General features: G+C 50.8%; 23 protein-coding genes. 1 reads left to right on the plus strand and 22 read right to left on the minus strand.

Annotation, left to right across the window (positions count from 1 at the left end; genetic code table 11):
* Positions 1 to 98: 98 nt before the first annotated feature.
* The 6 genes from RNAN_RS19270 to RNAN_RS14200 all read right to left on the minus strand — a co-directional run bounded on the left by RNAN_RS19270 (position 99) and on the right by RNAN_RS14200 (position 3,180).
* Entirely contained in the window at positions 99 to 446 is a 348-nt protein-coding gene (locus tag RNAN_RS19270; RefSeq protein WP_158467515.1) for a hypothetical protein, read from the minus strand.
* Between the two features lie 144 nt (positions 447 to 590).
* Positions 591 to 815 carry a hypothetical protein gene (locus tag RNAN_RS19275; protein ID WP_040552225.1) on the minus strand — a complete coding sequence of 75 codons (225 nt, stop codon included), beginning with the start codon at positions 813 to 815 and terminating at the stop codon, positions 591 to 593.
* Positions 816 to 869: 54 nt separating this feature from the next.
* Complete coding sequence (locus tag RNAN_RS14180; protein WP_237739929.1) at positions 870 to 1,265, minus strand: hypothetical protein; 396 nt, start codon at positions 1,263 to 1,265, stop codon at positions 870 to 872.
* Between the two features lie 55 nt (positions 1,266 to 1,320).
* Complete coding sequence (locus RNAN_RS14185; RefSeq protein WP_040552228.1) at positions 1,321 to 1,833, minus strand: DUF4468 domain-containing protein; 513 nt, start codon at positions 1,831 to 1,833, stop codon at positions 1,321 to 1,323.
* Positions 1,834 to 1,951: 118 nt separating this feature from the next.
* Positions 1,952 to 2,425 (minus strand): hypothetical protein, encoded by a 474-nt coding sequence (locus tag RNAN_RS19435; protein ID WP_237739930.1) that lies wholly within the window; start codon positions 2,423 to 2,425, stop codon positions 1,952 to 1,954.
* 173 nt (positions 2,426 to 2,598) lie between these two features.
* A complete protein-coding gene (locus RNAN_RS14200; protein WP_040552230.1) occupies positions 2,599 to 3,180 on the minus strand; it encodes a hypothetical protein in 582 nt (193 codons plus the stop codon).
* A gap of 552 nt (positions 3,181 to 3,732) precedes the next feature.
* On the opposite strand from RNAN_RS14200, the gene RNAN_RS14210 reads away from it, so the two are divergent.
* On the plus strand, positions 3,733 to 4,761 hold the full coding sequence (locus RNAN_RS14210) for an integron integrase (protein WP_272942689.1): 1,029 nt from the start codon (positions 3,733 to 3,735) through the stop codon (positions 4,759 to 4,761).
* Between the two features lie 41 nt (positions 4,762 to 4,802).
* Here RNAN_RS14210 and prpF read toward each other — a convergent pair whose 3' ends face one another.
* The 16 genes from prpF to RNAN_RS14290 all read right to left on the minus strand — a co-directional run bounded on the left by prpF (position 4,803) and on the right by RNAN_RS14290 (position 21,028).
* Positions 4,803 to 5,990, minus strand: coding sequence for a 2-methylaconitate cis-trans isomerase PrpF (prpF, locus tag RNAN_RS14215; RefSeq protein WP_008223019.1), 1,188 nt, complete (start codon positions 5,988 to 5,990; stop codon positions 4,803 to 4,805).
* Positions 5,990 to 8,575, minus strand: a complete 2,586-nt coding sequence (gene acnD, locus RNAN_RS14220; protein WP_008223022.1) for a Fe/S-dependent 2-methylisocitrate dehydratase AcnD — start codon at positions 8,573 to 8,575, stop codon at positions 5,990 to 5,992. Before acnD ends, prpF begins: the two co-directional genes overlap by 1 nt.
* Positions 8,576 to 8,773: 198 nt before the next feature.
* On the minus strand, positions 8,774 to 9,904 hold the full coding sequence (gene prpC / locus RNAN_RS14225) for a bifunctional 2-methylcitrate synthase/citrate synthase (protein WP_008223024.1): 1,131 nt from the start codon (positions 9,902 to 9,904) through the stop codon (positions 8,774 to 8,776).
* A 52-nt stretch (positions 9,905 to 9,956) separates the two neighbouring features.
* Entirely contained in the window at positions 9,957 to 10,841 is an 885-nt protein-coding gene (gene prpB / locus RNAN_RS14230; protein ID WP_008223026.1) for a methylisocitrate lyase, read from the minus strand.
* A 1-nt stretch (position 10,842) separates the two neighbouring features.
* A complete protein-coding gene (locus tag RNAN_RS14235) occupies positions 10,843 to 11,520 on the minus strand; it encodes a GntR family transcriptional regulator (RefSeq protein WP_008223028.1) in 678 nt (225 codons plus the stop codon).
* A 522-nt stretch (positions 11,521 to 12,042) separates the two neighbouring features.
* The gene (locus tag RNAN_RS14240) at positions 12,043 to 12,825 is read right to left on the minus strand and encodes a TatD family hydrolase (RefSeq protein ID WP_008223032.1); all 783 of its coding nucleotides are present in this window, start codon (positions 12,823 to 12,825) and stop codon (positions 12,043 to 12,045) included.
* Between the two features lie 43 nt (positions 12,826 to 12,868).
* Entirely contained in the window at positions 12,869 to 13,195 is a 327-nt protein-coding gene (locus tag RNAN_RS14245) for a PilZ domain-containing protein (RefSeq protein ID WP_008223034.1), read from the minus strand.
* Between the two features lie 11 nt (positions 13,196 to 13,206).
* A complete protein-coding gene (gene holB / locus RNAN_RS14250; protein WP_008223035.1) occupies positions 13,207 to 14,097 on the minus strand; it encodes a DNA polymerase III subunit delta' in 891 nt (296 codons plus the stop codon).
* Complete coding sequence (tmk, locus tag RNAN_RS14255; RefSeq protein ID WP_008223036.1) at positions 14,098 to 14,727, minus strand: dTMP kinase; 630 nt, start codon at positions 14,725 to 14,727, stop codon at positions 14,098 to 14,100.
* Entirely contained in the window at positions 14,727 to 15,746 is a 1,020-nt protein-coding gene (gene mltG, locus RNAN_RS14260) for an endolytic transglycosylase MltG (protein ID WP_008223037.1), read from the minus strand. Before mltG ends, tmk begins: the two co-directional genes overlap by 1 nt.
* Positions 15,740 to 16,501: an aminodeoxychorismate lyase gene (pabC, locus tag RNAN_RS14265; protein ID WP_008223038.1), complete on the minus strand. Its 762-nt coding sequence runs from the start codon at positions 16,499 to 16,501 to the stop codon at positions 15,740 to 15,742. Before pabC ends, mltG begins: the two co-directional genes overlap by 7 nt.
* 143 nt (positions 16,502 to 16,644) lie before the next feature.
* The gene (fabF, locus tag RNAN_RS14270) at positions 16,645 to 17,883 is read right to left on the minus strand and encodes a beta-ketoacyl-ACP synthase II (RefSeq protein WP_008223040.1); all 1,239 of its coding nucleotides are present in this window, start codon (positions 17,881 to 17,883) and stop codon (positions 16,645 to 16,647) included.
* Between the two features lie 79 nt (positions 17,884 to 17,962).
* Positions 17,963 to 18,199 carry an acyl carrier protein gene (gene acpP / locus RNAN_RS14275; RefSeq protein WP_008223041.1) on the minus strand — a complete coding sequence of 79 codons (237 nt, stop codon included), beginning with the start codon at positions 18,197 to 18,199 and terminating at the stop codon, positions 17,963 to 17,965.
* A 136-nt stretch (positions 18,200 to 18,335) separates the two neighbouring features.
* The gene (gene fabG, locus RNAN_RS14280) at positions 18,336 to 19,082 is read right to left on the minus strand and encodes a 3-oxoacyl-ACP reductase FabG (protein ID WP_008223042.1); all 747 of its coding nucleotides are present in this window, start codon (positions 19,080 to 19,082) and stop codon (positions 18,336 to 18,338) included.
* Between the two features lie 10 nt (positions 19,083 to 19,092).
* Positions 19,093 to 20,028: an ACP S-malonyltransferase gene (gene fabD, locus RNAN_RS14285; RefSeq protein ID WP_008223044.1), complete on the minus strand. Its 936-nt coding sequence runs from the start codon at positions 20,026 to 20,028 to the stop codon at positions 19,093 to 19,095.
* Positions 20,029 to 20,068: 40 nt separating this feature from the next.
* Positions 20,069 to 21,028 (minus strand): beta-ketoacyl-ACP synthase III, encoded by a 960-nt coding sequence (locus RNAN_RS14290; protein ID WP_040552233.1) that lies wholly within the window; start codon positions 21,026 to 21,028, stop codon positions 20,069 to 20,071.

The following is a 21,028-nucleotide window of genomic DNA, read 5'->3' on the forward strand; positions in this document are numbered from 1 at the left end:
CTAGCTTTTTGTTATTTGGCACTGATTCTCCTAGACACTTAACGCTTTTAGCATGGGCGCCGGGTCTTTTCGGCGTCCTATGCCTAAACTTGTTAATTTCAGGGCACGAGCATAATGCTAACGGCCTTAGGATAGTCGTGAGTGCAACCATCTACGTAGAACTTAACAGTTTTTGATGTAGCTATAGCCATCATCACAACTGAAAGCGCTCGATCAGCTAGCTTTGGCTCAACAAACGCAACAAATTGTTTTTTTGAACATGATAAAGATGAGCTAAATGGATATTCAGACTTATGCTTTATATAGACACCCTCATCTGCAAATGAAAATGTATTTTGCTCAACAATTTCAAGTTGCCCGAAGTTTGCCGGCGGCAACTCTACCCACTCTCCCGAATATGCAGAAGTTGCAAATACTACTATTAGTATTGATATAAGTTTTCTCATTAGTACCTCTATGAATTTAACGCTGCCAGCAAGCGCGACGCTGTTTGGCGTCGCTTGACTGGCCTTGTTAGCAGCCCACACCGGACTTTCGCGGCTTGCCGCACTGGCAAACCCGAACAACGGCACGGCTGCTTTTATTAAAAACTAAACCAGCCAGCTGCGATACGGCGAGCCAACCGGAACCTGTAAAACTGGTTTAGCGAAGCCAAGAAGAACAACGCTGCCGCCACCACCGTTTGCAGCAAACCCGCAAACTGGCGAACCTTTACTTTTGGCGCCGCCGCTAAGAAAACCAAACGCGAGCAAGGCCGGAATAAAACTACTGACTGAAACCGTTAAAACCCGAAAACCTGCTAACGCCCCGCGCATGCGCGCGAACTTGTGAGCGTCGCAGGGGCCGCAGGCCCCGAATGCCGTGGCTTGTTAGCCATTTTTCACATTCAGATATAAATATCTTACGCTACTCAAAATCTCAATTTTCGGTATTACATCGAAGGTGAGTTTTTTCTCTCGACTTAAGATTTCCAATTTATACTCAACGATTTTATTCGGACTTATTTTTTTATGGGCCAAAAAGCCATCAATGATAATTTCATCAGTTAAAGAAGCAAATATGGTGGCTTCTTTGTGAAGAAGTTTTTCATCTTGCGATTGATTAACGTCAACTGGCTTTAACGTGAACCGTAAAATAGCCGTGCTTCCGTTAATTTCAGATTCAAAGCACTTGGCCCTAATTTTTGCCGATGTACTTTCTAGCTGAAAATAAACTGGTCTTGAACCTTTCCTTAAACTTCTGAACATTTTTTCCTTATCACGCAAAGACTAAACTATTTTCATAGTGTTTATTAGCGTCGAGCACTTGCCCTAGAGTAAGTTAAAAGTTCTTCATCGCGTCTAACTTGCCTTCGCCACGCAAGCTGGATTCAAGCTGTTCAGACATCGCCGAAAAGCTACTTAAAATTTGTTCATAACCATATTTAGACGGCAGTCTCCAACCTACACATTCAGATATAGCAGGCACTCCCGGAAGAAGTTCAAGCTGTAGGCGAGCTTTGCTATCTTTTGCAACAAATCTAATGTCATATTCGGAGTAACAATAAGGGCTTAGCGGCGTGGTTAACATCTTCCATCGAATAAGTCCCTTACCAATTAAGGTTCCGCCAGATTCGTCTTCCACTCGCAGAACAGCTTTGCTATCACCATAAGCAGTAGCAATATAATTTCTAGCCCTCTTCCATAATTCAGTTTTATCACTCCCAAGATTGATATATGTAAAAGTTTCCGCCTGCACGTCTGATTGAGATATCGGGTAATCTGGCGAATTTGGATCTGTTGCACATCCGAACAATGCCAAAGCGACAAATAAACTTACTACGTACTTTTTCATTAATTTGAATCCTTACTCAAAAATGCACGGCTAACGCAAAGCACACGGGTGACGACCGCGTAGCGGTTGGCATCCCAGCGGCCGCAGGCCGCGAGTGCTGCGCCTTGTTAGCCATACTTTACTTGAAGAACTCATTGACCCAAGCAATATGGCTTTTGTTGATATTTTTTAAAGGAGCCAAAGCGTTAAAGTCTAGCTCCCAACGTTTAAATAACACGAATAACTGGTTTATCGTACTTTGCGGTACTGGCTCATTTAGCTCAATTATTAAATCTAAACCGCGGCCTGTTACCGATTGATAATTTGGCAGAGAGTATATCCACTCAAAAAACTTATCTTCGTCTTCCTGGCACCAAAACCTCGGCCCTTTGACTGTAATCTGCACAAATGCTCCTTGTAGGGCTAACGCCGAGCGCAAATGCGCGCTGGGAGTAGATATTAATTTAACCGACTTACACCGCGTCATTTGACGTGACTTGTTATAGGGGGCAGCAATGAGAAGGGGCGGCAAAAGCTGGATAGCCAACCAAGCAAAAGAGTTTGCACTTAATAACGGTAAAACCGTTTTGGTTTGTAATAAAGAGATAACCACCTTACAGCGCAGGAAAAAACACCTGACACTGATTGAAAAGATACCTAAAGCTGAACCAAAAACAAAGGTTATTTACGACGACCATTACCTATAACGCCGCCAGCACGCGCGGCTTTGTAGTGAAGGCGAAGCCGCAACGAAAAAGCCGTCGCTGTGCCTGGCCTTGTTAACTGCTACAGCAAATTGTATTTGAACGAATGTCCATAGCGCCCCATTTTAGTGCCACCGAAGTGCCTATCGGCAACATTGAATAACTTAGGGAGCTGCAACAGCTCACCTTCTGAGGCTTGCTGTTGATAAAGATGCAGCACCGATACATAGAGAGCCGCGATAGAGTTCAGGCAATTCTTTAGATTTGCTTTGTCGAAGTGCTCATGGCGGTGATGCTTTACTTTGTTGTGATCTTGCCACCAAAAGGGAGGATGATTATTCCCCCAATCTGTCCAAGGCTTCAAAGTCAGACCATACCTTGGAAGAATCACTTCAAATTCCTGGAAGTTAGGCAATACAGTCAGTAACTCAGCTTGATAAGCATTAATTGAGCTTGCCTCGCTGTCAGGGTTCAACGCCTTGCATAGTTGCTTGAGAACAACATCGACTTCTGCGCTAGCAGCCAAAAATAGTCTGGCAATCTCAATTGAGAATGCGTCATCGTTCGCAGAGAAATCCACAAAACGCCCAAGCCTATCTAGGTCCTCTTCAATGGATAAGAAGAAGTTCCAGTGGATCAATGTCTCTTGCCTTTGAATTCCCACTTTACCTCCGGGCAGTTAACGCCGTGGTAACGGGCGGCTACGGAGCGCAGCGTAGTAGGCGTCCCGTTGACCACCTTGTTAAGAAAAATGCGGGCTTAGGTATGGCCTGAAGTGCTCAATTACCTCAAGCCCAATAAAGAACACCGCAAGCAAAATCAGGTACTTAATAATCCACATCAGCTTGCTGCCAGAAAACCGCTGGCCCCACGCTCGATCAGCCATGAAGATCGCTACAAATAGCGCCGGCAACAAAGTCACAGCGACAACATACCCAATCATTGTGACCGGTGACACTAGAAAGGTGCATGCGGCTGCGAGCAAGCCGTATCTGGCTACGCTTTGAATACGAGCTGACCATGGACTGGCCAAAAATTGAGTTCTCATCTGATTCTTAACAGCTTATTCAGAGGACCAAGACCCGCGAGTTGTGCGTTCAAGGTCCCGCAAGTTACAAAATGACCTTGAGTTTATTCCGCTAGTTAAATGTAAATCAAGCATTTTTATCTTGTAGCAATTATTAAGCATGAAAAATACGGGTTTTACACCCGCGAGTTGTTGATAAAAAACTCAAAGCAAACTACTGTTTATTTAAACAGCTGTTTTAGGTTAATTATTATGGCTTCTGCGTTTCTGAATTTCGTCCGAGAATTTATGACTACAAGGCGCTATGCCAGGCGAACAATAGACACTTACGAGCATTGGATCCGGTTTTACATTCTTTACCATGGCAAGAAACATCCGTCGCAAATGGCTGAGGCTGAAGTAGAAGCTTTTTTGTCATATTTAAGTAATCAACGAAATGTGGCCGCAAAAACTCAGGCGACTGCGCTTAATGCATTGGCTTTTTTATACCGGCATATTATTCAGCGCCCGTTATCTCTTGAGATGCGTTTTCATAAAGCGCAGGTTGCGACTAAATTACCGGTGGTATTAACCCGCGATGAAGTACAACGCTTGTTGCTGGCAATTGACCCAAAATATAAATTGGTTGCTCAGCTATTGTATGGCAGCGGACTGCGTTTGATGGAAGCCGTACGGCTACGGATAAAAGATGTTGATTACGACTATATCTCGCTGATGATTTGGCAAGGTAAGGGCAATAAAAACCGCAGGGTAACACTGGCTGCCGAGTTATTGGTTTTGCTACGTAATCAATCAGATTTGGTGCAGCAATACTGGCTGCTAGACAGGCAAAACCCTCAGTACAGCGGAGTTTGGCTACCTAACGCACTTTCGGTTAAATATCCATCTGCGCCATTTGAACTTGGTTGGCAGTATTTATTCCCCTCTGCAGTGCTTAGCGTGGATCCCGAGTCTAAAACGGTTAGACGCCACCATATTGACGAAACCACCGTCAGAAAAGCGATTAAACAAGCAGCTAAACTGGCCAAAATTCAAAAACAGGTGACTTGCCACACTCTACGTCACAGTTTCGCGACTCACTTACTGGAATCCGGTGCCGATATTCGCACTGTACAGGAACAATTAGGCCATACCGATGTGCGCACAACGCAAATTTACACTCATGTACTTAATCGCGGTGCGGCGGGCGTTCAAAGCCCATTGTCACAACTGCTATAAAAAAGGGCGCCGCAGCGCCCTTTTCAACTTACTCAAAATGGTCAGAAACAATCACCCGGTACGCGCACATACCCTTCCATTAATACCCGCGCGCTGCGGCTCATTATGGCTTTGGTTACTGTCCACTGGCCGTTGACCTGGGTTGCCGCCGCACCAACGCGCAAGGTGCCGGACGGGTGGCCGAAGCGCACGGCTTCGCGCTCAGTACCACCGGCTGCCAGGTTTACCAGGGTGCCGGGAATCGCGGCGGCGGTGCCAATAGCAACGGCTGCGGTGCCCATCATGGCGTGGTGCAGCTTGCCCATCGATAATGCCCGTACTAACAGGTCGATATCACCAGCATTTACCTGCTTGCCACTGGACGCGACATAGCTTTGTGGCGGCGCGACAAAAGCAATCTTTGGCGTATGCGCCCGCGCGGCGGCCTCAGAAATATCGCTAATCAGGCCCATTTTTACTGCGCCATAGGCGCGAATAGTTTCAAAGCGGGTAAGCGCTGCATTATCGCCATTTATCGCATCCTGCAGCTCTGTACCGGTGTAGCCAATATCGCTTGCATTAACAAAAATGGTCGGAATACCGGCGTTTATCAGCGTAGCGCTAAAGCTACCCACACCAGGCACGTCTAAGGTATCAACCAGATTGCCGGTGGGGAACATGGCGCCGCCGCCCTCGCCTTCATCGGCAGCCGGGTCTAAAAACTCGATTTGCACTTCAGCGGCCGGGAAAGTGACGCCGTCCAGTTCAAAGTCACCGGTTTCCTGCACCTCGCCGTTGGTCATCGGTACATGGGCAATAATGGTTTTGCCAATATTGGCCTGCCAGATACGCACGGTACAAATGCCGTTTTGCGGGATGCGATCTTGCGCCACTAAACCATTGCTGATAGCAAAAGAGCCAACCGCGGCAGTTAAGTTACCGCAGTTGCCGCTCCAGTCGATAAAGGGTTTATCAATCGCTACCTGACCAAACAAATAGTCGACATCGTGCTCAGCTTTGGCGCTTTTGCTTAAGATCACTGTTTTGCTGGTGCTGGAGGTAGCCCCACCCATACCATCGGTGTGTTTGCCGTAGGGGTCCGGGCTGCCGATAACCCTTAGCAGCAGGTTGTCACGCGCTTTACCCGCCACCTGGGCGGCCTGGGGTAAATCGGTCAGTTTAAAAAACACGCCTTTGCTGGTACCGCCACGCATGTAAGTCGCGGGGATTTTTATTTGAGGAGCAGCCATTACACTGCTCCCTGCAAAAAGTCCTGTGCAAAACGCTGCAGTACACCGCCGGCTTCGTAAATAGACACCTCTTCGGCGGTGTCCAGGCGGCAGGTTACCAGCACGTTTAACACCTCACCGTTGGTGCGGTGAATAACCAGCGTTAAGGTCGCCCGTGGTGTACGCTCGCCCACTACGTCGTAAGTTTCCGTACCATCTAAGCCCAGCGTTTTACGGGTGGTACCGGCGTTAAACTCCAGCGGTAGCACGCCCATACCAATCAAGTTAGTGCGGTGAATACGCTCAAAGCCCTCGGCAGCGATGGCTTCAACACCGGCTAAGCGCACGCCTTTGGCTGCCCAGTCGCGTGACGAGCCCTGGCCGTAATCGGCACCGGCGACGATAATCAGCGGCTGTTTGCGATCCATATAAGTTTCTATCGCTTCCCACATGCGCATCACTTTGCCGTCGGGCTCAACGCGGGCCAGTGAGCCTTGCTTCACCTTGCCATCAACAATCGCCATTTCGTTAATCAGCTTGGGGTTGGCAAAGGTAGCACGCTGCGCGGTTAAATGGTCGCCACGGTGGGTAGCGTACGAGTTAAAGTCCTCTTCCGGCAGGCCCATTTTGTGCAGGTATTCACCGGCGGCGCTGTCCATCATTATGGCGTTAGACGGCGATAAATGGTCGGTAGTAATGTTATCCGGCAACAGTGCCAGTGGGCGCATGCCTTTTAGCGTGCGCTCACCGGCTAAAGCCCCCTCCCAGTAGGGCGGACGGCGAATATAGGTGCTTTGTGGCCGCCAGTTGTACAGCGGGCTGATTTTTTCGCCGTAATCTACGCTTAGTGCAAACATCGGCTCGTACACCTTGCGAAACTGCTCGGGTTTCACGCTTTGCGCCACCACCGCATCTATCTCGGCATCGCTTGGCCAGATATCTTTTAAGGTAATGGCCTTGCCATCATGGTAGCCCAGCACGTCTTTTTCGATATCAAAGCGGATAGTACCGGCAATAGCATAGGCCACCACTAAGGCCGGTGAGGCCAAAAATGCCTGTTTGGCATAGGGGTGAATACGGCCATCAAAGTTACGGTTGCCGGATAACACCGCGGTGGCGTATAAATCACGCTCTACCACTTCTTTTTGGATCACCGGATCCAGTGCGCCGCTCATGCCATTACAGGTGGTACAGGCAAAACCGACGATACCAAAGCCCAGCTGCTCCAGCTCTGGCAATAAGCCGCCCTCTTCCAGATACAGCTGCACCGCTTTAGAGCCAGGCGCTAAGGAGGTTTTCACCCAGGGTTTGCGGGTTAAACCCAGTTTATTGGCGTTACGTGCCAGCAAACCGGCGGCAATAACATTGCGCGGGTTAGAGGTGTTAGTACAGCTGGTGATAGCGGCGATAATCACTGCGCCATCGGGCATTTTACCCTCTTCAAGCTCGTACTTACCGGCAATGCCTTTAGCGGCTAAATCGCGGGTTGATAAACGCGCATGCGGGTTAGATGGCCCGGCCATAGTGCGGCCCACACTGGATAAATCAAACTTCAGTACCCGCTCGTACTCGGCGGTTTTCAGGCTTTCGCTCCAAAGGCCGGCGGTTTTGGCGTAGGTTTCAACCAGTTTTACCTGCTCCGGCTCGCGGCCGGTCAGGGTTAAATAATCCAGCGTTTGCTGGTCAATGCTGAACATGGCCGCGGTGGCGCCGTATTCCGGCGTCATATTGGATATGGTTGCCCGGTCACCCAAACTTAAGCTGTCAGCGCCTTCACCAAAGAATTCCAGGTAGCTGGATACCACTTTTTCTTTGCGCAAAAACTCGGTCAGTGCCAGCACAATGTCAGTGGCCATAATGCCAGGTTGCGCTTTGCCGGTTAGCTCTACACCGATAATATCCGGCAGGCGCATCCAGCTGGCGCGGCCTAACATCACGCTTTCGGCCTCTAAGCCGCCCACGCCAATGGCGATAACGCCTAAAGCATCCACATGCGGTGTATGGCTGTCGGTACCCACTAAGGTATCGGGAAAAGCCACGCCATCGCGGGCGTGAATAACCGGCGACATCCGCTCTAAGTTAATCTGATGCATAATGCCGTTGCCTGGCGGAATGACATCGACGTTTTTAAAGGCTTTTTTCGTCCAGTTAATAAAATGGAAGCGATCGTCGTTGCGCCTGTCTTCAATAGTGCGGTTTTTCTCAAAGGCGTCTGGTTCGAACCCAGCGTGTTCTACTGCTAACGAGTGGTCAACAATTAACTGGGTGGGCACTACCGGGTTTACTTTGGCCGGATCGCCGCCTTTTTCGGCGATGGCATCACGCAGGCCGGCTAAGTCGACCAGTGCGGTTTGGCCTAAAATGTCGTGGCATACCACGCGGGCCGGAAACCAGGGGAAGTCTAAATCGCGCTTGCGGTAAATCAGCTGTTTAAGCGCATCGGTTAGCATGGCCGGATCGCAGCGACGTACCAGGTTTTCCGCGTGTACACGCGAGGTGTACGGCAGTTTGGCATAAGCGCCGGGTTCAATGGCATCTACCGCGGCCTGGGTGTCGAAGTAATCCAGGTTGGTGCCGGGCAGTTTTTTACGGTATTGGCTGTTCATGGTGATTACTCTGTCTGGCAAAAAGAGGGCTATGCCCTCTTTGAATGTATTATGGTTCTACGATGGTAGGTTGGAACCCCATTTGCGCAGCCACAGAGTGTCTGAGCCCTGCCGTAGGCATTAGGGCGAGTTGCTGTGGCGAGCACAATGGGTGTTGCAACCGATCCATTTAACCGAAACTCAAAGGCTATTTTTCTTTTACCCGCGCTGCGCAATTGGCTTCACACTACGTGGCTCTACACCAACGTAATCAGCGCTTGGCCGGATAATACGGTTATCGGCGCGCTGCTCCATCACGTGGGCGGCCCAGCCGGTTAAGCGGCTGCAGACGAATATCGGCGTAAACAGCTTGGTTGGAATACCCATATAGTTATAAGCCGAGGCATGGAAGAAATCGGCGTTACAAAACAGCTTCTTCTCACGCCACATAACCGCTTCACAGCGCACAGATACGTCATATAGCTTAGTATCACCGTTCGCCTTAGCCAGCTTTTCAGACCACTCTTTAATCACAGCGTTACGCGGGTCAGACTCAGAGTAAATGGCATGGCCAAAGCCCATGATCTTCTCTTTGCGCGCCAGCATACCCAGCAGTTTTTGCTCGGCATCATCCGGACTCACCATCTTTTCAATCAGCTCCATCGCCGCCTCATTTGCACCACCGTGCAGTGGGCCGCGCAGTGAACCAATCGCGCCGGTAATACAAGAGTGCATATCGCTAAGTGTGGAAGCACAGACGCGGGCGGTAAAGGTAGAGGCATTAAACTCATGCTCGGCGTATAAAATCAGTGACGCCTGCATCACATCGACATGCAGCTGCGCAGGCTTTTTGCCGTGTAAGGTCCATAAAAACTGCTCGGCAATAGAATCGGCGCCGGTTTCTACCTCAATGCGCTTACCGTGGTGGCTGTAGTTGTACCAGTAGTTTACCAGGCCCGGGAAAATCGCCAGCATGCGATCAGTCACGTCCTGCTGCTGGGCAAAGCTCTGTTCGGTTTCCAGGTTACCCAACATAGAGCAACCGGTGCGCATCACATCCATCGGATGGGCTGATGCAGGAATACGCTCTAATACATCTTTTAATGCCTGCGGTAAGCTGCGCAGGCTTTTTAATTTAGCTTTATAAGCGGTTAACTCAGCCTGTGTTGGCAGCTCGCCTTTTAAAATTAAATGCGCCACTTCTTCAAAGCTGCACTGTGCGGCTAAATCTTTTACATCATAACCACGATAGGTTAAGCCAGAACCGGTTTTACCCACGGTTGACAGCGCCGTTTTACCGGCGACCTGACCGCGCAAGCCTGCGCCTGAAAGTACTTTACCTGTTGACATGGTGTTCTCCCCGTTGTCTTTAAATTAAAAGCTCAATATTCAAAACTAACAATTAAGATTTCTTGCTGCTAAACAGCTGATCGAGTTTCTGTTCAAAGCTGTGGTAGTTTAAAAAGTCATACAGCTCGGCGCGGGTTTGCATGCTGTCTACCACGGCTTTTTGATCGCCATTGGCCAAAATAGACTGGTACACATTAAGCGCGGCCTTGTTCATGGCGCGAAACGCGCTAAGCGGATACAGCACCATCGCCACACCCACCGCAGCCAGATCTGCTTTGTTGAACAGCGGCGTTTGGCCAAATTCAGTAATATTGGCCAGTACCGGTACCTTAAGCGCCTTAGTAAAGGCCTGATATTGCTCTAACGTATGCACCGCTTCGGCGAAAATGGCATCGGCACCGGCGTCCTGGCAGGCGATAGCGCGCTCGATAGCCGCCTCTAAGCCTTGCTGGGCTAACGCATCGGTGCGCGCCATAATAACGAAGCTCTCGTCCGTGCGCGCATCAACAGAAGCTTTAACCCGATCGACCATCTCGTCTAAGCTGACAATTTCTTTGTTGGGCCGGTGGCCGCAGCGCTTTTGCGCCACCTGATCTTCAATATGAAAACCGGCCGCGCCGGCACGGGTCATTTCTTTTACCGTACGAGCGATATTAAAAGCGCCGCCCCAGCCGGTGTCAGCATCGACCAGCAGCGGTAAACTGGTAGCGCCGGTAATGCGGCGGATATCTTCACAGACATCGTTTAACGACGTCATGCCCAAATCTGGCAAACCAAAAGAGGCGTTAGCCACACCGGCACCGGATAAATACAGCGCCTGATGGCCGGTGCGTTCGGCCATCATCGCGGTGTAAGCGTTAATGGTGCCGACAATTTGCAGCGGTTGGTTGGCGCTAATGGCAGCGCGCAGTTTTTGTCCGGCAGTCAGTGTGCTCATGTTAGGTCCCCGTTTGTTCCAGTTGTTTTTCGATATTGCGCCGTGATGCTGCGATATGGCGGCGCATCAGTAAATCGGCCAGTTCACCATCGCGGTTGGCAATGGCATTAAGAATAGCTTTATGTTCGTCAAATGCGCGCGATACCCGCGGCCCGTTCATGCCAAGCTGCACCCGGTACATCCGTACCAGATGGTATAACTCATCACATAAAATATTGATGAGATATGCATTTTTACTACCCAGGATCACCCGGTAATGAAAGTCTAAATCGCCGGCTTCCTGGTAGTAACTTTCCCCCTCGCGCACCCGCTGTGTGCTCAGATGCTGATCGAGCAAGGCCCGTAGTTCAGCAATTTCGCTATCCGCCATATGCTCGGCCGCTAAGCGGCAGGCTAAGCCTTCCAGGGTTTCACGCAGTTGATATAAAGATAACAGGCCCTGTGTCGACAATTTCACTACCCGGGCACCGGCATTGGGAATACGCTCAATTAAATGACAGCGTTCTAAGCGGGCTAAGGCTTCACGCAATGGTGCCCGGCTTAGATCAAAGCGTTTGGCCAGCTCTGGCTCGCTGATCTTGCTACCGGCGGCAATATCACCTTCAACAATAGCACGCTGGATCTCCAGTAATACTCGGTCTGCAGCGGTAACGGCCGGTCTGATCAGCGGGGTTTGCATAAAAGATTGTCGACATAAATAAACATGCCAGTACTTTAATTAGCAAAAGCACGCTTAGTCAAGCGCAGCAAAGCAAATATTGTCGACAATAAGACTAAAGTTTGCCTACAGGACTTTACAGGGCTGGTGTATTAGCACCCACAATTAAGCTGTGGATGCCAGATTTTTTTTAGATTTTTTGTTTATTATTTAACCCGGTGATAATACCTAATAACTATAAGAAATGCCGGCCAGGGCACTGCCCCTAAAACAGGTTAAACGCAGTAAAGTTGCCGTTTTCACGCAATAAGCTGGGGATAACTTGAGGATAAGCTGGGGGCGAAAATAAAAATTAGCTGTACGCAGCACCCACTTAGCAAGCAATTTAGCTCGGGCAAAATGCTGCCGATTAACTACACTAAATCTTACCTTTTGACACCTGCAGTATGTAACGATAGCGCACGGCTCATTCCCTATGAGCCATTCCCCTAAGCCCGGAACAATGCGGATTGGTTCCGGGCTTCTTTTATCTAGCCCCTTGATTTAAGCCGCTTTTTTAACCTGCTTGAACAACTGATAAAAGTTGGCCGTGGTGTGCTGTGCCAGTTGCTGCAGGCTAACGCCTTTCACCTCAGCCACCGCTTGTGCCACTGCCGTAACATAAGCTGGTTGGTTGGTTTTACCGCGAAACGGTACCGGCGCTAAATAAGGCGCGTCGGTTTCTATCAGTAAGCGGTCCAGTGGCAGCTTTTTCACCACACTGCGCAGCTCATCGGCATTGCGAAAGGTCATAATGCCGGAAATAGAAATATAAAAGCCTAAATCCAGCGCTGCTTTGGCAGTGTCATAGTCTTCGGTAAAACAATGCAGCACACCGCCGGGGCTATCGGCCTGGTGGCTGCGCATTAGCGCGATAGTATCCGCCCGCGCGTCACGGGTGTGAATAATCAGCGGTTTATTCAGCGCTTTAGCGACATCAATATGGCTGACAAAGGCATCCTGCTGGCTAAGTTTGGCTTCTGGCGCGTAAAAATAATCCAGCCCGGTTTCGCCCACCGCCACCACATCTTTGCTACTGCATTTTTCCAGCAATAGCTCGGCAGCTACCTTATCCTGCTGATGCAGCGGATGCTCACCACAGGAAATAGACACCATCGGAAAAGCGGCGACCTGGGCGCGCATTTGTTCAAACTCAGCCAGGCTGACACAAACACACAGCATATGCTCTATGTGCTGCGCCTGGGCATGGGCAATAACCTGCTCAAGGCTTAGCCCCAACTTATCCAGCTCTAGCCGGTCCAGGTGACAATGTGAATCTACAAACAAAGGCTACTCTCAAATTTCTGTAACACCGATAGCAGCAACGGCATTAAATAGTGTGGGTCGGATCGGCCGAGTTCAGCATGCCACCCAATAATTTTTCAATCTGGGCACCAAGCTGGGCTTTATCATCGATAAAACTAATACCAATACCGGCCGGGTTAGAGCTTTGTGAGCCGTGCGGCGTGATCCAGGCAACCTTGCCCGACACCACTACCGGCTCTAAGGCGTCTGGCAGGGTTACGCTAAGCGCCAGTGACTGGCCCATTTTGTACTGCCTGGGTGTGCGGATAAACAAACCACCGTTTTTCAAAAACGGCATATAGCTGCGGTACAGCTCTTTTAAATCGTTAAAACCTATGGCTAACTCTTCCATTTTTCCTCCGCTTAACCGGCCAGCTTTTTCAGCGCGGTTAATAAGGCGCTTAATGCCAGTGCCTTATTTTGCCCTAAAATCTGAGTTTCGTCACGACACCAGCGGCTATACAGCTGATGCAGCGCTAAGGTTTTAGCGCCATTAGTGCTAAGCGCAGGCAACAACTTGCGCCGCAAGTACCAACCCAGTAAGGCGCGCAGCGCTGTCAGGTGCTCCAGCTGTTTTAGCAGCTTTGGCAAACTGAGCGTATCGGCGAAAAAGCCATCCAACGCGCTAAAGCACAGCTGAATATGCTCCGCCTCGCCCGACTCCAGCATGGCTAAGGCTTTTAGCGGCGCGCCGGCACAATAATCCAGTAAAAAATCAGGTACGGCCCTGTTGCTGTGCTGTGCCAGCCACTGCTGTGCGGCCTTGTCATACTGCGCAGCAATATGCCAGCGCTGACAGCGGCTGATCAGCGTCGGCGCCAGCGTATCCGGATGGGCGCTGTGTAAAATAATAAAGCTGTGCTGTGGTGGCTCTTCCAGCGTTTTTAATAAGGCATTGGCGGCCGCTTCGGTTAATTTGTCTGCCTCTGCCAGCAATACCACCTTATTGGCTTGTTGCTGTGCCCGCCCGGCCATAAACTGACCGAGCTGACGTATCGCATCTACCCCTATACTGGCATTACTGCTGTCTATCACCAGTAAATCCGGGTGGTTACCGGCCAGGCGCAACAGGCAGCTTTTACATTGGCCACAGGGCTTGTTACTCACCGGGCACAGCAGCAGTGCAGCCAGGTAATCGGCCAGTTGCTGTTTACCTATGCCCTGTGGGCCGGTTAGCAATAAGCCGTGCGCCAGCTTAGCACTGGTTACCAGCGCAGCCAGTTGCTGCTGATAGGCTACCAGCCAGGGTAACATTTAGCCCATCCACAGTGGCTGCAGCGCCAACGCCAGTTGTTGCTGCACGCCCGTTAATGGCTGACTGGCGTCAATAATAGCGATATTAGGTTCAGTATGGGCAATTTGCAGGTACTTCTGCCGGGTGCGCTGAAAAAACGCCAGCTGTTCCTGTTCAATCCGATCAAGCGCGCCACGCTGCCGGGCCCGCTCCAGCCCGATAGCCGGATCGATATCCAGATACAGCGTTAAATCAGGCCGTAAATCACCGAGCACCGCATTGCGTAGCTGATTAATAAACTGCTCGTCTAACTGACGGCCACCGCCCTGATAAGCGCGTGACGACATATCGTGCCGGTCGGCCAGCACCCATTGCCCGGCCGCCAGTGCCGGCTTAATCACATTGCAAATAAGCTGCATGCGCGCGGCATACATCAGTAATAATTCGGTTTGCGGCGCCACCACCTCGTCCTGCTGCACCTGTTTTACCAGCTCACGCAAACGCTCGGCCATCGGGGTACCACCCGGCTCGCGGGTGCACAACGGCTTAATTCCCTGCTGTTCAAGTTGCTGTTTAACAAAGGCAATAGCCGTGCTTTTACCGGCACCTTCGAGCCCCTCAACCACAATAAATTTAGCCTGCGCCGGCATTAACGGCCTCCCAGAATATATTTTCGCACTGCAGCGTTGTGCTGCTCTAAGGTCGATGAAAACTGATGCGTGCCATCGCCTTTGCTAACAAAGTAATACAGCTCAGTCTCAGCCGGCTGCGCGGCCGCCAACAGCGAGGCACGGCTAACCAGACTGATAGGCCCGGGTGGTAAGCCGCTGTGCCGGTAGGTATTGTACGGGTGCGGGTTATTTAAATCGGCACGGGTAATATTGCCGTTAAAATCGACCAGGCCATAAATAACAGTGGGGTCGGTTTGCAGGCGCATATTTTTACGCAGCCGGTTAACAAATACCGACGCCACCAGTGGCCTCTCGGGCGGGTAGCTGCTTTCTTTTTCGATAATAGACGCCAGGATCAGCAACTGATACGGGTTTTGCAGCGGCAAATCGCCCTGTCGCTGCTGCCAGGCGTGTTCAAGTTCAGTTAGCAGTAACTGCTGGGCCCGTTTTACCAGCGCACTTAAGCGACTGTTCGCTGTGTAGTAATAGGTATCGGGGTATAACAGGGCTTCGCTGGATAACGGCGGCTCGCCCCACTCTGGTGGCCATTGCAGCAATGCCTGCACCTGCGCGGCGGAGTCCAGATCCTGCACTAAATAAGGCGCCTGTGCTAAGCGGTTCAGGCTTTGTGCCAGCGTTTCACCTTCTATCAGGGTAATGGCAAACTGCGCTTCACGGCCACTGCGAAACAGTGCCAGCACGTCCAGCAGGCGCTTTTCAGTATTAAGCCGGTACACGCCCTGCTTTACAGCGCCCTCGCCGGGCTTAAGTTTTAAATACAGCCGCAGCAGCTGACAATCTGTGCTGCTAATAAACCCTTGTTGCTGCCACTGGCGGCACAAGCTTAGCGCCGAGCTGCCGGCATTAACCTGATGAATACCTGCCGGTAACTGAAGACCTACCTGAGCGATATGGTTAACAAGCGCAAGATAAGCGCCGAGCAGCAGCACTATTGCCGAGATAACCAGCAAGCTTAGCCATTTCAGTTGTTTTACCATACCAGTGACTCGCTAAATTGCTGTACCGGCTTAAGCGCTAGGGCTTTACCGGCCAGCATGGATACCGGCACTATGCCCATCAGGGCGTTACAAATAAACATGGCATCAATATGGTTAAGCTCTGATGGTTGCCAATTTACTTCTGTTACCGCAGTTTGTTGCATAAGATGTTGACGCATCACACCGGCCACACCGGCCCGTTTAAGTGCTGGCGTGTACCAATTATTCTCACGGTAGAAAAACACATTAGCGGCAGTAGCCTCGGTGATATAACCCTGCTGATCCAGCACCAGTAAATCATCAGCGTCAGTGCCGGCAAGCTCTTGCTTTAACAGCACCTGCTCTAAACGGTTATTATGTTTAAGCCCTGCAAGCACAGGCTGCACCGCCAGCTTTAGTTGTGCCAGCTGCATGCGCACCCCGCTGCGGCGTATCTCTTCATAATCCGGCATGGCGCTGCTGCTGATATACAGCCTGGCATCAGTTACACCGGCAGTGGCATAACCGCGGCCACCCTCGCCGCGCGATAGCAACAACTTTAATACCTGCGGTGTATCTGTGTAAGCCGAAGCCGCCGCAAAGGCTTGCTGCTGCAGCTGCTGCCAATTGATACCGGTAAACCCCAGTACGGTGGCGGCGTGTTGCAAACGCTGCAGATGCAAGGGCCACAACTGAATACGCCCCTGCTGTACCTGCATGGTGGTAAAGGTGCCGTCTCCGTAATTAAAACTGCGATCGTTCAGGCTAACTGCCATCCGCTTAACCAGATAAAATAAATCTGGCCGCAGTATGCCTTAAAATGCCGATAAAACAAAGGCCGCCCGCAGGCAGCCTTAGCGCTGTTACAAAATTAACGATTGCTGTAAAAACAGGCAATTACACTGGTTTAACCCGCGTATTAAACGCGTTTAAACAGAATGGAGCCGTTAGTACCGCCAAAGCCAAAGGAGTTACACAGCGCATAATCCATTGTTACCTGACGGGCCTGATGCGGCACATAATCCAGATCACAGCCTTCATCCGGGTTATCCAGGTTAATGGTTGGCGTCACCAGCTGATCCTGCAGCGATAATACAGTGATAATCGACTCTACCGAGCCGGCAGCGCCTAGCAGGTGGCCAATCATCGACTTGGACGAGCTGACCATCAGTTTATCTACATTGCCGGCAAACACCGTTTTAATCGCTTTGGTTTCAGCTATATCACCGGCGGGCGTTGAGGTGCCGTGGGCGTTAATGTAACTGACCTGCTCCGGGTTAACACCGGCATCGTTCAGCGCATTGCGCATGGCAGCGGCAGCGCCGGCGCCGTTCTCTGGCGGTGATGTCATATGATAGGCATCACCGCTCATACCAAAGCCCACCAGTTCGGCATAAATTTTTGCGCCACGGGCTTTGGCGTGCTCGTACTCTTCCAGCACCATCACACCGGCACCGTCGCCCAGCACAAAACCATCGCGGTCTTTATCCCAGGGCCGGCTGGCCTGCTCTGGCGCCTCGTTGCGGGTAGACAAGGCACGTGCGGCACCAAAACCGCCCATACCCAGTGGCGTTGAGGCTTTTTCGGCACCACCGGCAATCATCACGTCGGCGTCGCCATAACTGATCATGCGCGCCGCATGGCCGATATTGTGCACGCCGGTAGTACAGGCGGTAACAATACTGATATTTGGCCCCTGCAAGCCCAGCATAATAGAGAGCTGGCCGGCAATCATATTAATGATGGTAGACGGCACAAAAAACGGTGACAGCCGCTTAGGGCCGCTGTTAATCAGTTTGGTGTGGTTTTCTTCAATTAACCCCAAACCGCCAATACCAGAGCCGATAGCCGCGCCAATACGCGGTGCATTTTGCTCGGTAATTTCCAGGCCAGAGTCACGAAAGGCCTGAATACCGGCCGCTACACCGTACTGAATAAACAAGTCCATTTTTTTTGCTTCTTTCGCAGCAAAAAATGGCTCTACATCAAAATTTTTCACCAAACCAGCAAACTTAGTGCTGTATGCACTGGTATCGAAATGCTCGATCAGTGAAATACCGCTTTTCGCCTGCTGTAAACCCTGCCAGCTTGAGGCAACATCATTACCCAGCGGCGTTAACATGCCTAAACCGGTAACAACCACACGACGTTTTGCCACAAAACCCTCCGCCATGGAAATTTGTAAAGTCTTAAAACGAAAACGGGTAGCTTAGCTACCCGTTCTGCAAGCTGATAACTTACTCAGCGTGTGCTTTGATGTAATCAATAGCAGACTGAACAGTAGTGATTTTCTCAGCTTCTTCGTCAGGAATTTCAGTATCGAACTCTTCTTCCAGCGCCATAACCAGCTCTACTGTGTCCAGTGAGTCAGCGCCCAGATCGTCAACAAAAGACGCTTCGTTTTTCACTTCGTCTTCTTTAACGCCCAGTTGTTCAATGATAATTTTCTTAACGCGTTCTTCGATGTTGCTCATCTTTTCTTCCTTTTTCTCATATAAATCGCAACAATTCGTGCAATTTGGTGTGGCGCTAGTTTATGCGTAAGCCTGTTGTGTTGCAAGCAAACCGACAAGCATTTTGCGCTGGTCAAACCTGCTTGGCAACCCCAAGTTACACCATATACATGCCGCCGTTTACGTGAATCGTTTCGCCGGTAATGTACGCCGCCTGATTAGAGGCTAAAAACGCAACGGTAGCGGCAATTTCTTCCGGCTGGCCTAAACGGTTTGCCGGCACCTGGCCAAAAATCGCTTCTTTTTGCTCATCCGACAGCTCTTTGGTCATGTCGGTGTCAATAAAACCCGGCGCTATCGCATTTACGGTAATACCGCGTGACGCCACTTCGCGCGCCAGTGATTTGGTAAAGCCTAACACACCGGCTTTAGCCGCAGCATAGTTAGTCTGACCGGCGTTGCCCATAGAGCCCACCACCGAGCCTATGCTGATAATACGGCCAAAACGCTTTTTCATCATGCTGCGCAGCACTGCTTTACTTAAGCGATACACTGAGGTGAGGTTAGTTTGCATAATGTCAAACCACTCTTCATCTTTCATCCGCATAAGTAAATTGTCGCGCGTAATGCCGGCATTATTAACCAGAATATCGATTTCGCCAAACTGGTTTTTAATTTGCTCTAAACATTGTTCAATTGACGCCGTATCCGCAACGTTTAGCACCAGGCCGCAGCCGTTATCGCCTAAATAGCTGCTAATTGCTGCAGCGCCTTTTTCTGAGGTGGCAGTGCCAACGACTTTGGCACCCAGTGCGGCCAATTGCTCGGCAATAGCACGGCCAATGCCGCGGCTGGCACCGGTTACCAGGGCAACTTTACCTTCTAAAGAAATAAACTGTGTCATCTGTAATCCTTTATTCTGCGCTTAATGCCGCTTGCAGCGAGGCGACATCGCCTACTGAGCTGGTAACAAGTTCTTTATCGATACGTTTAATCAGACCGCTAAGCACCTTACCGGCGCCCAGCTCTAATACCTGGGTTACCCCCTGCGCTGATAACCACTCGATGGTTTCGGTCCAGCGCACCGGGCTGTATAACTGGCGTACCAACGCATCTTTCACCGCGGCGCTATCATTGGCTACGGCAACATCGACATTATTCACCACCGGTATGACAGCATCATTAAAACTAAGTGCCGCTAAATCCTGGGCTAATTTTTGCGCCGCCGGGCGCATTAATGCACAGTGTGACGGCACGCTCACCGGTAATGGCAGCGCACGTTTGGCGCCTGCGGCTTTACACAGCTCACCGGCCCGCTCTACTGCGGCCTTATGGCCGGCAATCACCACCTGGCCTGGCGAGTTGTAGTTTACCGGCGATACCACTTCGCCCTGCGCTGCCTGCTCACAGGCAACAGCAATGGCCGCGTCATCCAAACCAATAATGGCCGACATGGCGCCAACACCGGCCGGCACCGCCTGCTGCATATAATTCCCGCGTTTTTCCACTAGTTTTACCGCATCGGCTAAAGACAGCACACCGGCACAGACCAGCGCCGAATACTCGCCCAGCGAATGGCCAGCAAAATAGGCAGGTGTCGCACCACCCTGCTGCTGCCATAAGCGCCACACTGCCACCGACGCGGTTAACAGCGCCGGCTGGGTACGGTGCGTTTCGTTTAAATCGGCTTCCGGGCCTTGTGCCACCAGCGCCCATAAGTCGTAGCCCAATGCTGCAGAGGCTTCAGCAAAGGTTTGTTTTACTGTGTCAAATTCGGCATATAAATCGGCTAGCATGCCCACGCTTTGCGAGCCCTGACCGGGAAATACAATTGCAAGTTTGGTTGTCATAATAGATCCTGCAAAGATTAAAAATATTACTGGCTAGTGCTTAATAACGCACCAGCGCTGAAGCCCAGGCAAAACCGCCGCCGAAGGCTTCCAGCAATAAGGTTTGACCCCGTTGGATACGGCCATCGCGAATGGCTTCGTCTAAAGCGGTTGGCACTGTGGCGGCCGAGGTATTGCCGTAGCGATCGAGATTGATAACAACCTGCTCCATCGACATATCTAATTTGCGCGCAACGGCAGAAATGATACGCAGGTTAGCCTGATGCGGTACCAGCCAGTCGATCTGTGATTTATCCAGATTGTTAGCCGCCAACGTCTGCTCGACCACTTCGGACAGCTTGGTTACTGCCACTTTAAAGACGTCATTGCCTTTCATTGAGCCCCAGGAGCTGTGTACAGATTGCTCGTCACCGCGTATCGGGTTATCAACGTATAACAGCTCTGAATATTTACCATCGGCGTGAATATGCGTAGATAAAATACCGGGCTGCTCTGAGGCTTCCAGAATCACCGCGCCGGCGGCATCACCGAACAGGATCACCATGCTTCTGTCTTCCGGTGACACTAAACGGGATAAACAATCGGAGCCCACCACCAAAATACGCTTGGCAAGACCGTTTTTAATATATTGATCGGCCACACTTAAGCCGTAACAAAACCCGGCGCAGGCGGCAGCAATATCAAAAGCGGGAATAGCCGGAATGTCCAGCTCGCGCTGAATTTCACAGGCTGCACTGGGCAAGGCGCGGGAGGCACTGGTGGTGGCACAGATAATCATATCTATGCTGTTTTTATCGATGCCGGCCGCTTCGATGGCTTTTAAGCCCGCCTGCGCGCCCATAGTCGCTACCGTTTCATCGTCACCGATAATGCGGCGCTCTTTAATGCCGGTGCGTTCAATGATCCACTCATCTGTGGTTTCTACCATAGACTCTAAATCAGCGTTGCTACGAACCTGCGACGGGAAATAACTCCCGGTACCTATAATGCGTGAATACAT

Source organism: Rheinheimera nanhaiensis E407-8 (genome assembly GCF_000296695.1).
In the GTDB taxonomy this organism is placed as follows: Bacteria; Pseudomonadota; Gammaproteobacteria; order Enterobacterales; family Alteromonadaceae; genus Alishewanella; species Alishewanella nanhaiensis.